Genomic DNA, 16,322 nt, shown 5'->3' on the forward strand with positions numbered 1-16,322 from the left:
ATAAAAAATTCTTTCATTTTGTTAGTATTTTATTAATTATATTCATATTAAAATGAATGTTTTGATCTAGCATACTATCATGATCACCCTCTCCTTGATAAACCTCAAACGACACAGTAAAGTCCTTCCATCCGAGGTCTTTATCTTTATTCTGTATTGATTTTATAAGGTGAACCTCGGTATTTAAGAGAGAATCTTCATTAATTAGCCCATTGATAAATTTGAGGTATTTAGAGATCTTTGAAACCCAATTATCTCTAATCTCTTGTTTACTAAAAACATTCAACTTCTCCTCAAATTTCTCAAAAATTAATCTAGTTTCATCTTTGTTCATATTTATTGTTTGATCTCTTCTAAGGGAGTCAACAATAATTAAAATAATATCGGTTTCACCCTTCTGCTCTAATTTTTTCGCTACCTCAAACGCAACATTCCCCCCTGCAGAATACCCCAGAAGTCTTATTGGCCCTTTTCTGACTTCTAAAATTTTATTTGAATAATAATCAATAAGGTCAATACGTTCAATAAAATCAAATGCATATACTGAATAATTATCAATTTTCAAATTGTTATAATAGTATCCCAATGCTCCTATAGGAGGAAAACAAAATAATTGTTTATCGCCATTGCAATTAAGTAATGAAATAGACTCTTTTGAAGAATGTGATAAACGTTTTCCAAGTTCGATTGCTTCTGAAATTGCTCGAACTGTCGGATACTGATAAATAAAATCAATCTTAATCTCAGTTTTGAATATTTCGAGGATCTTATTAACCATCGAAATACTGGTTATTGAATTTCCGCCTAGGTCAAAAAAACTATCCTCAACCCCTATTTTTTCAATCATCAAAACGTCTTCCCATATTTTCGTCAGCATTTTTTCAATTTCGTTCCTTGGCGCTTCATAAGTCCGACCGGTTGTTTGTATCTTTCCATTCGGTTCTGGCAGCGCTCTACGATCTATTTTCCCATTCGATGTTAGCGGAAGGTAATCTAGCTCCACAAAATGCGCCGGGATCATATACTCCGGTAGTTGTCTACTTAAATACTGACGTATTTCTTCCATTAGTAGTGTTCCCTTGGTTACCACATAACCACATAAAGACTTCAATCCTAGTTGGTTTTCTCTCGCCACCACGACTGCCTCAATGACCTGTTCATGGTTAACCAACCGCGCTTCAATTTCTCCCAGCTCAATCCGATACCCCCGAATCTTCACCTGATCATCTATTCGTCCCAGGTACTCCACGTTTCCATCGGGTAACCAGCGGGCTAGATCGCCTGTCCGGTACATTCGCTCGCCAGGTTCAAATGGATTGGGAACAAAACACTTAGCGGTGAGTTCCGGCTGATTCAGGTACCCTCGAGCTAATCCATCTCCAGATGTGTACAGTTCTCCTACCACTCCTATAGGAGCTGGCTGCATCCCCTTGTCCAATACATAGACTTTTGTATTTGATACAGGTTTTCCGATAGGAACTGATTCTTTCTGTAGTGTTGTGATTGGGTAAAAACAAGTAAACGTTGTATTCTCCGTTGGGCCGTATCCATTAATTAGATTAATACTTGTTGTGTTGTCTAACAATTTCATCACATGTTTGGGTGATACTGCTTCCCCACCGACAAGTAACGTCTGTACTCCACTGAACATCTCAATATCATAATCCACGGCTAGATTAAATAATGCTGAGGTAAGCCACATGATAGAGACATTATTCGCTACGATATTCTCTCGTAAGTTATCCAATGAAATCGTGGTTGTTACGAGGATTAGTTTTGCACCGTTAAGTAAAGCACCCCAGATTTCAAATGTAGCCGCATCAAAGGATATAGAAGAAGCCTGCAATAATGTATCTGCTTCATCTATACTGATATAATTTGTATCCTTGACTAATCGGACGACACCTTGATTTACGACCAAAACTCCCTTGGGCTTCCCGGTTGTCCCGGAGGTGTATATCACATACGCCAGGTTTTGAGGTGAACTCACTCCCGCTAAATTGTCTCCTGGACCGCTGTATATCTCTTGATCCTCCAGATAAAGCATGGCTCCTTGGAACGCTACCCGGTCGGCCACGTGTCTTTGGGTCAAGATAAGAGCAGTTCCACTATCTTCAAGCATATACGTGATCCGTTCCTGCGGGTACGTCGGATCCAGCGGTAAGTAGGCTCCGCCGGCCTTCAGGACTCCCATAATTCCAACGATCATTTCAAGCGATCGTTCCACCATTAGTCCCACGATACTTTCTGGGCCTACTCCCCGTGCGCGTAAATTCCGCGCCAATTGATTCGCACGTTCATTCAGCTCCCGGTAAGTTAGCTCTTCGCCTTCATACACCACCGCTATATTCTCAGGTGTCCGCTCAACTTGTTCTTCAAACAACTGATGGATCGTTTTTTCTTTCGGATAGGCTGCTTCCGTCGCATTGAAACCGGCGATCTGTGCTTTCTCCGATTCCGTTACTACCTCTACCTCGCTCAGCTGAAGATGCGGGGCCTCAATGAGGCTTCTCAGTAACTGTTGCCAGTGTCCCGACATCCGCTCGATCGTCTCACGATCATATAGTTGGGTTGCGTACTCAATTTCACACTGAAGACTTCCTTTTGTCTCCCAGGCGGTGACCGTGATATCCATCTTCGATACGTGTCCTTGCCCCGGGTTGACCTGAATCTCCAGATCCTCCAGTTCAATGGTCCGCTGCTCCATATTCTGCAACACAAACATGGTATCAAACAGTGGGTTTCGACTCATATCCCGGCGTGGTGCCACTTCTTCCACCAATCGATCAAACGGGTAGTCCTGATTGCCATACGCGCCTAGCGTCGTTTCTTTCACCTCAGCCAAAAATTCCGTGAAACTCTTTTCTCCCCGAGGCTGATTCCGCATCGCCAGGGTATTCACAAACATCCCCACTACCGGTTCCAGATCCGCATGCGACCTTCCCGCAATCGGCGTCCCTACTACGATATCCTCTTGGCCCGTATATCGATGCAGCAACGTATTATAGGCCGCGAGCAGCACCATATACAGGGTGCTTCCCGTTTCCAGGGCCAGTTTTTTCAGTCCCTCCGTGATCTCTTCGCTCACCTGGAAGCTCATTCGACTGCCTTCATAACTCTGGACCGCCGGCCGCGCACGATCGGTCGACAATGCTAACACGGGAAGCTCACCCGACAAGGTCTCCGTCCAGTAGGCTTGCTGCCGGTTCATCTCCTCCGATGCTGTACGCGCATGTTGCCAGACGGCATAATCCTTGTACTGAACCCGTAGCTCGGACAACGCTTCACCCGCATACAAACGTGCAAACTCATCCGCCAAAATCCCCATGGATACTCCATCCGAGACAATATGCGGCATATCCAGCAGCAAAAGGTGATGTTCTTCGCCCAGCTTCACCAATTTCGCCCGGAATAACGGCGCCTGTTCTAAATCAAAGGGACGCACAAACTCTGCTGCCACGGTATCGGCTGCGCTCTCCTCCGCTTCTTCATAGGCCATAGCAAAGTCCACTTCGGGATGAACGTACTGTACAATCTCTCCGTCCACCATCCCAAAGGAAGTCCGCAAACTTTCATGCCGTCCTACCAAGGTCCGGAAGATCCTTTCCAGCTGAGCAAGGTCGCATGCTCCCTTCAGAACGAGGCTAACGGGCATATTGTATACCGTTTGAGCTCCCCCAAGTTGATGTAGAACATATTGACGTTTTTGTGAGGCTGACACCGGGTAGTACTTCCGTTCTACCACCGGTTCAATCAGGGCATACGCTCCTTGCTCAGCCTGCTCAATCCGCACTGCCAGTTCTTCGATTGTTGGATACTGGAACATCTCCCGTAACGGAATGTCCACCGCAAATTCTCGATTCACTCTCGATACCACAATCATGGCATTCAGCGAGTGACCGCCCAACTCAAAGAAGCTGTCCTGCACTCCGATTTTTTCAACGCCCAGCACGGATTTCCATAGTGCAGCCAACTGCTCTTCGGTCTCATTACGCGGAGCCACATATACCCGTCCCGATTCCATGGTGCCGTTTGGTTCTGGCAATGCCTTGCGATCCAGTTTGCCATTCGGCGTCAGAGGTAGTTGATCCAGCTGCACAAAATGGGCTGGAATCATATAGTCGGGCAATCCTTGGCCAAGATATTGACGCAATGATGCCACCGTCAAATCTCCGTTCGCTACCACGTATCCACATAAATAGGACTGACCCTGAAGATCTTCCCGCGCGACCACGGCTGCTTCTATCACGTGTTCATGTTTAGCCAGCTGAGTTTCAATTTCTCCCAGCTCAATCCGGTACCCCCGAATCTTCACCTGGTCGTCGATCCGTCCCAGGTACTCCACATTACCATCGGGTAACCAGCGGGCCAGATCGCCTGTCCGGTACATTCGTTCCCCTGGTTCAAACGGATTTGGTACAAATCGCTCGGCAGTGAGTTCCGGCTGATTCAGGTAGCCTCTCGCCAATCCATCCCCGGAGATGTACAGCTCCCCGGTAACACCTAAAGGCCGTAAGTTCTGCATAGAATCTAGTATATACAATTTATGATTGTCGATTGGCTGTCCAATCGGAACAGTAGACTTAACTTCTTTTGAACACTCGAAAAAAGATACATCTACCGTTGCTTCAGTTGGTCCATATAGATTGATTAAAGAAGAGCTACCCGTTTGTAACAAGGTGTTGAACTGAGATACAAGATGTGGGGACAAAACCTCCCCGCTTACAAAAAACATTCTCACTTGAAAAGTATCCGCTACGTTTTTATGCTCGATAGATTGCATAAATGTCCTAAACACCGAAGGTACAAAGTGTACGACGGTGATGTTCCATGTAGCGATTGCATCTGCCGTGGCTTCGGGACTTTTTTCCATTCCAGACGGCAGGTAAACAGTTTTCGCCCCTACAAGGGTTCCCCAAAAAAGTTCCCATACAGAAACATCAAAACTAAATGGGGTCTTTTGTAATAAAATATCTGTCGTCAATAAAGGAAATTCTTTTTGCATCCAATTCAACCTGTTAACGACTGAACGATTTTCAATGAGCACTCCTTTAGGCCTTCCGGTCGTCCCGGAGGTGTATATCACATACGCCAGGTTTTGAGGTGAACTCACTCCCGCTAAATTGTCTCCTGGACCACTGTATATCTCTTGATCCTCCAGATAAAGCATGGCTCCTTGGAACGCTACCCGGTCGGCCACGTGCCTTTGGGTCAAGATGAGTGCAGTTCCACTATCTTCAAGCATATACGTGATCCGTTCCTGCGGGTACGTCGGATCCAGCGGTAAGTAGGCTCCGCCGGCCTTCAGGACTCCCATAATTCCAACGATCATTTCAAGCGATCGTTCCACCATTAGTCCCACGATACTTTCTGGGCCTACTCCCCGTGCGCGTAAATTCCGCGCCAATTGATTCGCACGTTCATTCAGCTCCCGGTAAGTTAGCTCTTCGCCTTCATACACCACCGCTATATTCTCAGGTGTCCGCTCAACTTGTTCTTCAAACAACTGATGGATCATTTTTTCTTTCGGATAGGCTGCTTCCGTCGCATTGAAACCGGCGATCTGTGCTTTCTCCGATTCCGTTACTACCTCTACCTCGCTCAGCTGAAGATGCGGGGCCTCAATGAGGCTTCTCAGTAACTGTTGCCAGTGTCCCGACATCCGCTCGATCGTCTCACGATCATATAGTTGGGTTGCGTACTCAATTTCACACTGAAGACTTCCTTTTGTCTCCCAGGCGGTGACCGTGATATCCATCTTCGATACGTGTCCTTGCCCCGGGTTGACCTGAATCTCCAGATCCTCCAGTTCAATGGTCCGCTGCTCCATATTCTGCAACACAAACATGGTATCAAACAGTGGGTTTCGACTCATATCCCGGCGTGGTGCCACTTCTTCCACCAATCGATCAAACGGGTAGTCCTGATTGCCATACGCGCCTAGCGTCGTTTCTTTCACCTCAGCCAAAAATTCCGTGAAACTCTTTTCTCCCCGAGGCTGATTCCGCATCGCCAGGGTATTCACAAACATCCCCACTACCGGTTCCAGATCCGCATGCGACCTTCCCGCAATCGGCGTCCCTACTACGATATCCTCTTGGCCCGTATATCGATGCAGCAACGTATTATAGGCCGCGAGCAGCACCATATACAGGGTGCTTCCCGTTTCCAGGGCCAGTTTTTTCAGTCCCTCCGTGATCTCTTCGCTCACCTGGAAGCTCATTCGACTGCCTTCATAACTCTGGACCGCCGGCCGCGCACGATCGGTCGACAATGCTAACACGGGAAGCTCACCCGACAAGGTCTCCGTCCAGTAGGCTTGCTGCCGGTTCATCTCCTCCGATGCTGTACGCGCATGTTGCCAGACGGCATAATCCTTGTACTGAACCCGTAGCTCGGACAACGCTTCACCCGCATACAAACGCGCAAACTCATCCGCCAAAATCCCCATGGATACTCCATCCGAGACAATATGCGGCATATCCAGCAGCAAAAGGTGATGTTCTTCGCCCAGCTTCACCAATTTCGCCCGGAATAACGGCGCCTGTTCTAAATCAAAGGGACGCACAAACTCTGCTGCCACGGTATCGGCTGCGCTCTCCTCCGCTTCTTCATAGGCCATAGCAAAGTCCACTTCGGGATGAACGTACTGTACAATCTCTCCGTCCACCATCCCAAAGGAAGTCCGCAAACTTTCATGCCGTCCTACCAAGGTCCGGAAGATCCTTTCCAGCTGAGCAAGGTCGCATGCTCCCTTCAGAACGAGGCTAACGGGCATATTGTATACCGTTTGAGCTCCCCCAAGTTGATGTAGAACATATTGACGTTTTTGTGAGGCTGACACCGGGTAGTACTTCCGTTCTACCACCGGTTCAATCAGGGCATACGCTCCTTGCTCAGCCTGCTCAATCCGCACTGCCAGTTCTTCGATTGTTGGATACTGGAACATCTCCCGTAACGGAATGTCCACCGCAAATTCTCGATTCACTCTCGATACCACAATCATGGCATTCAGCGAGTGACCGCCCAACTCAAAGAAGCTGTCCTGCACTCCGATTTTTTCAACGCCCAGCACGGATTTCCATAGTGCAGCCAACTGCTCTTCGGTCTCATTACGCGGAGCCACATATACCCGTCCCGATTCCATGGTGCCGTTTGGTTCTGGCAATGCCTTGCGATCCAGTTTGCCATTCGGCGTCAGAGGTAGTTGATCCAGCTGCACAAAATGGGCTGGAATCATATAGTCGGGCAATCCTTGGCCAAGATATTGACGCAATGATGCCACCGTCAAATCTCCGTTCGCTACCACGTATCCACATAAATAGGACTGACCCTGAAGATCTTCCCGCGCGACCACGGCTGCTTCTATCACGTGTTCATGTTTAGCCAGCTGAGTTTCAATTTCTCCCAGCTCAATCCGGTACCCCCGAATCTTCACCTGGTCGTCGATCCGTCCCAGGTACTCCACATTACCATCGGGTAACCAGCGGGCCAGATCGCCTGTCCGGTACATTCGTTCCCCTGGTTCAAACGGATTTGGTACAAATCGCTCGGCAGTGAGTTCCGGCTGATTCAGGTAGCCTCTCGCCAATCCATCCCCGGAGATGTACAGCTCCCCGGTAACACCTAAAGGCCGTAAGTTCTGCATAGAATCTAGTATATACAATTTATGATTGTCGATTGGCTGTCCAATCGGAACAGTAGACTTAACTTCTTTTGAACACTCGAAAAAAGATACATCTACCGTTGCTTCAGTTGGTCCATATAGATTGATTAAAGAAGAGCTACCCGTTTGTAACAAGGTGTTGAACTGAGATACAAGATGTGGGGACAAAACCTCCCCGCTTACAAAAAACATTCTCACTTGAAAAGTATCCGCTACGTTTTTATGCTCGATAGATTGCATAAATGTCCTAAACACCGAAGGTACAAAGTGTACGACGGTGATGTTCCATGTAGCGATTGCATCTGCCGTGGCTTCGGGACTTTTTTCCATTCCAGACGGCAGGTAAACAGTTTTCGCCCCTACAAGGGTTCCCCAAAAAAGTTCCCATACAGAAACATCAAAACTAAATGGGGTCTTTTGTAATAAAATATCTGTCGTCAATAAAGGAAATTCTTTTTGCATCCAATTCAACCTGTTAACGACTGAACGATTTTCAATGAGCACTCCTTTAGGCCTTCCGGTCGTCCCGGAGGTGTATATCACATACGCCAGGTTTTGAGGTGAACTCACTCCCGCTAAATTGTCTCCTGGACCACTGTATATCTCTTGATCCTCCAGATAAAGCATGGCTCCTTGGAACGCTACCCGGTCGGCCACGTGCCTTTGGGTCAAGATGAGTGCAGTTCCACTATCTTCAAGCATATACGTGATCCGTTCCTGCGGGTACGTCGGATCCAGCGGTAAGTAGGCTCCGCCGGCCTTCAGGACTCCCATAATTCCAACGATCATTTCAAGCGATCGTTCCACCATTAGTCCCACGATACTTTCTGGGCCTACTCCCCGTGCGCGTAAATTCCGCGCCAATTGATTCGCACGTTCATTCAGCTCCCGGTAAGTTAGCTCTTCGCCTTCATACACCACCGCTATATTCTCAGGTGTCCGCTCAACTTGTTCTTCAAACAACTGATGGATCATTTTTTCTTTCGGATAGGCTGCTTCCGTCGCATTGAAACCGGCGATCTGTGCTTTCTCCGATTCCGTTACTACCTCTACCTCGCTCAGCTGAAGATGCGGGGCCTCAATGAGGCTTCTCAGTAACTGTTGCCAGTGTCCCGACATCCGCTCGATCGTCTCACGATCATATAGTTGGGTTGCGTACTCAATTTCACACTGAAGACTTCCTTTTGTCTCCCAGGCGGTGACCGTGATATCCATCTTCGATACGTGTCCTTGCCCCGGGTTGACCTGAATCTCCAGATCCTCCAGTTCAATGGTCCGCTGCTCCATATTCTGCAACACAAACATGGTATCAAACAGTGGGTTTCGACTCATATCCCGGCGTGGTGCCACTTCTTCCACCAATCGATCAAACGGGTAGTCCTGATTGCCATACGCGCCTAGCGTCGTTTCTTTCACCTCAGCCAAAAATTCCGTGAAACTCTTTTCTCCCCGAGGCTGATTCCGCATCGCCAGGGTATTCACAAACATCCCCACTACCGGTTCCAGATCCGCATGCGACCTTCCCGCAATCGGCGTCCCTACTACGATATCCTCTTGGCCCGTATATCGATGCAGCAACGTATTATAGGCCGCGAGCAGCACCATATACAGGGTGCTTCCCGTTTCCAGGGCCAGTTTTTTCAGTCCCTCCGTGATCTCTTCGCTCACCTGGAAGCTCATTCGACTGCCTTCATAACTCTGGACCGCCGGCCGCGCACGATCGGTCGACAATGCTAACACGGGAAGCTCACCCGACAAGGTCTCCGTCCAGTAGGCTTGCTGCCGGTTCATCTCCTCCGATGCTGTACGCGCATGTTGCCAGACGGCATAATCCTTGTACTGAACCCGTAGCTCGGACAACGCTTCACCCGCATACAAACGCGCAAACTCATCCGCCAAAATCCCCATGGATACTCCATCCGAGACAATATGCGGCATATCCAGCAGCAAAAGGTGATGTTCTTCGCCCAGCTTCACCAATTTCGCCCGGAATAACGGCGCCTGTTCTAAATCAAAGGGACGCACAAACTCTGCTGCCACGGTATCGGCTGCGCTCTCCTCCGCTTCTTCATAGGCCATAGCAAAGTCCACTTCGGGATGAACGTACTGTACAATCTCTCCGTCCACCATCCCAAAGGAAGTCCGCAAACTTTCATGCCGTCCTACCAAGGTCCGGAAGATCCTTTCCAGCTGAGCAAGGTCGCATGCTCCCTTCAGAACGAGGCTAACGGGCATATTGTATACCGTTTGAGCTCCCCCAAGTTGATGTAGAACATACTGACGTTTTTGTGAGGCTGACACCGGGTAGTACTTCCGTTCTTCCACCGGTTCAATCAGGGCATACGCTCCTTGCTCAGCCTGCTCAATCCGCACTGCTAGTTCTTCGATTGTTGGATACTGGAACATCTCCCGTAACGGAATGTCCACCGCAAATTCTCGATTCACTCTCGATACCACAATCATGGCATTCAGCGAGTGACCGCCCAACTCAAAGAAGCTGTCCTGCACTCCGATTTTTTCAACGCCCAGCACGGATTTCCATAGTGCAGCCAACTGCTCTTCGGTCTCACTACGCGGAGCCACATATACCCGTCCCGATTCCATGGTGCCGTTTGGTTCTGGCAATGCCTTGCGATCCAGTTTGCCATTCGGCGTCAGAGGTAGTTGATCCAGCTGCACAAAATGGGCTGGAATCATATAGTCAGGCAATCCTTGGCCAAGATATTGACGCAATGATGCCACCGTCAAATCTCCGTTCGCTACCACGTATCCACATAAATAGGACTGACCCTGAAGATCTTCCCGCGCGACCACGGCTGCTTCTATCACGTGTTCATGTTTAGCCAGCTGAGTTTCAATTTCTCCCAGCTCAATCCGGTACCCCCGAATCTTCACCTGGTCGTCGATCCGTCCCAGGTACTCCACATTACCATCGGGTAACCAGCGGGCCAGATCGCCTGTCCGGTACATTCGTTCCCCCGGTTTAAACGGATTTGGTACAAATCGCTCGGCAGTGAGTTCCGGCTGATTCAGGTAGCCTCTCGCCAATCCATCCCCGGAGATGTACAGCTCCCCGGCCACACCCAGAGGCGACATATGTCCATTACGATCCAGTATAAAAGCACCTAATGTAGGGATTGGCTTTCCGATATTACTGCATGCTTCTCCAATCTCTAAAACAGTTATCTCTTTATAGGTAGCATGTACCGTGATTTCAGTTATGCCATACATATTGATGAGTTGGATGTTAGGGTACCTTGCATTCCAGATTCTTAGGCTGGATGGATTTAACGCCTCTCCTCCAAAAATTATTTTGCGTATCGCCAGCCGCTCACTGTTATTCGTTAATATTTCATTGGCTAATTGTTTGAAGTAAGATGGTGTTTGATTTAATATCGTTACTTGATGTGTTTCTAGCAATTCCATAAATAATGTCGGATTCTTCACTACGGCATGAGGCACTACGATCAAGGTCCCTCCGAAAACCAACGCACCATACATTTCCCAAACTGAAAAATCGAAGCAATATGAGTGAAATAATGTCCAAACATCATTACTATTAAAATCGAATAATGAATTATCACTTACCAAAAGACGAACGACATTGCGATGAGTAGTCAGTACTCCTTTAGGCCTTCCGGTTGTCCCGGAGGTGTATATCACATACGCCAGGTTTTGAGGTGAACTCACTCCCGCTAAATCGTCTCCTGGACCACTGTATATCTTTTGATCCTCCAGATAAAGCATGTCTCCTTGGAACGCTACCCGGTCGGCCACGTGCCTTTGGGTCAAGATAAGAGCAGTTCCACTATCTTCAAGCATATACGTGATCCGTTCCTGCGGGTACGTCGGATCCAGCGGTAAGTAGGCTCCGCCGGCCTTCAGGACTCCCATAATTCCAACGATCATTTCAAGCGATCGTTCCACCATTAGTCCCACGATACTTTCTGGGCCTACTCCCCGTGCGCGTAAATTCCGCGCCAATTGATTCGCACGTTCATTCAGCTCCCGGTAAGTTAGCTCTTCGCCTTCATACACCACCGCTATATTCTCAGGTGTCCGCTCAACTTGTTCTTCAAACAACTGATGGATCGTTTTTTCTTTCGGATAGGCTGCTTCCGTCGCATTGAAACCGGCGATCTGTGCTTTCTCCGATTCCGTTACTACCTCTACCTCGCTCAGCTGAAGATGCGGGGCCTCAATGAGGCTTCTCAGTAACTGTTGCCAGTGTCCCGACATCCGCTCGATCGTCTCACGATCATATAGTTGGGTTGCGTACTCAATTTCACACTGAAGACTTCCTTCTGTCTCCCAGGCGGTGACCGTGATATCCATCTTCGATACGTGTCCTTGCCCCGGGTTGACCTGAATCTCCAGATCCTCCAGTTCAATGGTCCGCTGCTCCATATTCTGCAACACAAACATGGTATCAAACAGTGGGTTTCGACTCATATCCCGGCGTGGTGCCACTTCTTCCACCAATCGATCAAACGGGTAGTCCTGATTGCCATACGCGCCTAGCGTCGTTTCTTTCACCTCAGCCAAAAATTCCGTGAAACTCTTTTCTCCCCGAGGCTGATTCCGCATCGCCAGGGTATTCACAAACATCCCCACTACCGGTTCCAGATCCGCATGCGACCTTCCCGCAATCGGCGTCCCTACTACGATATCCTCTTGGCCCGTATATCGATGCAGCAACGTATTATAGGCCGCGAGCAGCACCATATACAGGGTGCTTCCCGTTTCCAGGGCCAGTTTTTTCAGTCCCTCCGTGATCTCTTCGCTCACCTGGAAGCTCATTCGACTGCCTTCATAACTCTGGACCGCCGGCCGCGCACGATCGGTCGACAATGCTAACACGGGAAGCTCACCCGACAAGGTCTCCGTCCAGTAGGCTTGCTGCCGGTTCATCTCCTCCGATGCTGTACGCGCATGTTGCCAGACGGCATAATCCTTGTACTGAACCCGTAGCTCGGACAACGCTTCACCCGCATACAAACGCGCAAACTCATCCGCCAAAATCCCCATGGATACTCCATCCGAGACAATATGCGGCATATCCAGCAGCAAAAGGTGATGTTCTTCGCCCAGCTTCACCAATTTCGCCCGGAATAACGGCGCCTGTTCTAAATCAAAGGGACGCACAAACTCTGCTGCCACGGTATCGGCTGCGCTCTCCTCCGCTTCTTCATAGGCCATGGCAAAGTCCACTTCGGGATGAACGTACTGTACAATCTCTCCGTCCACCATCCCAAAGGAAGTCCGCAAACTTTCATGCCGTCCTACCAAGGTCCGGAAGATCCTTTCCAGCTGAGCAAGGTCGCATGCTCCCTTCAGAACGAGGCTAACGGGCATATTGTATACCGTTTGAGCTCCCCCAAGTTGGTGTAGAACATACTGACGTTTTTGTGAGGCTGACACCGGGTAGTACTTCCGTTCTTCCACCGGTTCAATCAGGGCATACGCTCCTTGCTCAGCCTGCTCAATCCGCACTGCTAGTTCTTCGATTGTTGGATACTGGAACATCTCCCGTAACGGAATGTCCACCGCAAATTCTCGATTCACTCTCGATACCACAATCATGGCATTCAGCGAGTGACCGCCCAACTCAAAGAAGCTGTCCTGCACTCCGATTTTTTCAACGCCCAGCACGGATTTCCATAGTGCAGCCAACTGCTCTTCGGTCTCACTACGCGGAGCCACATATACCCGTCCCGATTCCATGGTGCCGTTTGGTTCTGGCAATGCCTTGCGATCCAGTTTGCCATTCGGCGTCAGAGGTAGTTGATCCAGCTGCACAAAATGGGCTGGAATCATATAGTCAGGCAATCCTTGGCCAAGATATTGACGCAATGATGCCACCGTCAAATCTCCGTTCGCTACCACGTATCCACATAAATAGGACTGACCCTGAAGATCTTCCCGCGCGACCACGGCTGCTTCTATCACGTGTTCATGTTTAGCCAGCTGAGTTTCAATTTCTCCCAGCTCAATCCGGTACCCCCGAATCTTCACCTGGTCGTCGATCCGTCCCAGGTACTCCACATTACCATCGGGTAACCAGCGGGCCAGATCGCCTGTCCGGTACATTCGTTCCCCCGGTTCAAACGGATTTGGTACAAATCGCTCGGCAGTGAGTTCCGGCTGATTCAGGTAGCCTCTCGCCAATCCATCCCCGGAGATGTACAGCTCCCCGGCCACACCCAGAGGCGACATATGTCCATTACGATCCAGTATAAAAGCACCTAATGTAGGGATTGGCTTTCCGATATTACTGCATGCTTCTCCAATCTCTAAAACAGTTATCTCTTTATAGGTAGCATGTACCGTGATTTCAGTTATGCCATACATATTGATGAGTTGGATGTTAGGGTACCTTGCATTCCAGATTCTTAGGCTGGATGGATTTAACGCCTCTCCTCCAAAAATTATTTTGCGTATCGCCAGCCGCTCACTGTTATTCGTTAATATTTCATTGGCTAATTGTTTGAAGTAAGATGGTGTTTGATTTAATATCGTTACTTGATGTGTTTCTAGCAATTCCATAAATAATGTCGGATTCTTCACTACGGCATGAGGCACTACGATCAAGGTCCCTCCGAAAACCAACGCACCATACATTTCCCAAACTGAAAAATCGAAGCAATATGAGTGAAATAATGTCCAAACATCATTACTATTAAAATCGAATAATGAATTATCACTTACCAAAAGACGAACGACATTGCGATGAGTAGTCAGTACTCCTTTAGGCCTTCCGGTTGTCCCGGAGGTGTATATCACATACGCCAGGTTTTGAGGTGAACTCACTCCCGCTAAATCGTCTCCTGGACCACTGTATATCTTTTGATCCTCCAGATAAAGCATGTCTCCTTGGAACGCTACCCGGTCGGCCACGTGCCTTTGGGTCAAGATAAGAGCAGTTCCACTATCTTCAAGCATATACGTGATCCGTTCCTGCGGGTACGTCGGATCCAGCGGTAAGTAGGCTCCGCCGGCCTTCAGGACTCCCATAATTCCAACGATCATTTCAAGCGATCGTTCCACCATTAGTCCCACGATACTTTCTGGGCCTACTCCCCGTGCGCGTAAATTCCGCGCCAATTGATTCGCACGTTCATTCAGCTCCCGGTAAGTTAGCTCTTCGCCTTTATACACCACCGCTATATTCTCAGGTGTCCGCTCAACTTGTTCTTCAAACAACTGATGGATCGTTTTTTCTTTCGGATAGGCAGCTTCCGTCGCATTGAAACCGGCGATCTGTGCTTTCTCCTCATTTGGGACTATATTAATATCGCTGAGCTTTATTGTTGGGTCTTTGAGGACTGTGAGGATAGTTTCTTTTAAATGTTTGCATATCGTCACAATATCATTTTCGCTAATTACTTTTGAATTATAAGTAAATTTGAAATTCAGTGTATCTTCTTGATGAATTATGACACTCAAATTATAGTTATTATGTTCTGAGAATTCTGTTACTTGTATATCAATCTCCTCTGAGATACTAGCAATTCCTTTGTTAATAGGATAGTTTTCAAATACCACAATGTGATTAAATAATTTATTTTTTAATTTAGTATTAGTTTGTATCTTATATAGGGGAACATAACTGAATTTCTCTGAACTAAATGCCTCTAATTGTACATTTTTAACATATTCATTAAATGATAATGACTCTGCATCTCGAATTCTTACCGGGATAGTATTAATGAATAAACCAACCATACTTTCTATTCCTAATATTTCTGCGGGTCTTCCTGATATAACTGAACCATACACAACATCGGTCACATTATTATAACGTTGGAGCAAAATTCCCCAAATTACCTGAATTATTGTATTAACTGTTACCTGATTATTAACAGAAAATTCAACTAGCTTTTTCGTTAACAATGTATCTAAAGTGAAGTTTTTACTTTTATAATCATGTTCCTCACTTACTTCATCAAGCTGCCTATCCATTATTCTAATTCTATGATCATAATCACCCAACATTTTGCTCCAATAATCTAACGCCATTTCTGTATCTTGTTTATTCAACCATTTTATATAACTACTATATGAAGTAGGTGGGTTTATGACCTGCGACGTTGAAATATCGTTGAAATATATCCGCATCATTTCTTGGATAACGATTCCTAAAGACCATCCGTCCATAATAATATGATGAAAACTAATAACGACAACATGATACTCTTCTGTCAATTTTATAATTGACATTCGGATTAAAGGACCCTCATTTAAACTAAAACCAATCTCTCGATCATTACTCTTTAAAAATTCAATTTTCCTTAACTGATCTTCTTCGGATAAATGCATAATATCTTCATGCAGTATCTGATTCTGTATCTTATCATACACGACTTGTATTGGGACTTTTACCGTATCGTAAAGAAATACAGTCCTTAATACATCATGTTTCTGAATAACAGTATTGAAACATTCTTGAAATCTAAAGATATCTAGTGAGCCTCTTACTTCCAAAGTCATTTGAACAAAATATGCATCTGATTTTTCTTCAAGAATACGATGGTAAAGCATACCTTCTTGCAGTGGTGTCAACTGATAAATATCTTTTATGTTTTCCATCAGGTTATATCCCTTCGTTATGACTTAACATTATGCATAACTCTCGTAAAAATTGGAGAGAGTTATG

Annotated in this window: 1 protein-coding gene; it reads right to left on the reverse strand. The window is 47.2% G+C overall.

From position 1 onward, the window contains the following. Positions 1 to 13 precede the first annotated feature (13 nt). Positions 14 to 16,255 (reverse strand): non-ribosomal peptide synthase/polyketide synthase, encoded by a 16,242-nt coding sequence (locus MKY97_RS19115; RefSeq protein WP_342551889.1) that lies wholly within the window; start codon positions 16,253 to 16,255, stop codon positions 14 to 16. Positions 16,256 to 16,322 lie beyond the last annotated feature (67 nt).

Source organism: Paenibacillus sp. FSL R7-0652, from assembly GCF_038595045.1.
GTDB lineage: Bacteria > Bacillota > Bacilli > Paenibacillales > Paenibacillaceae > Paenibacillus.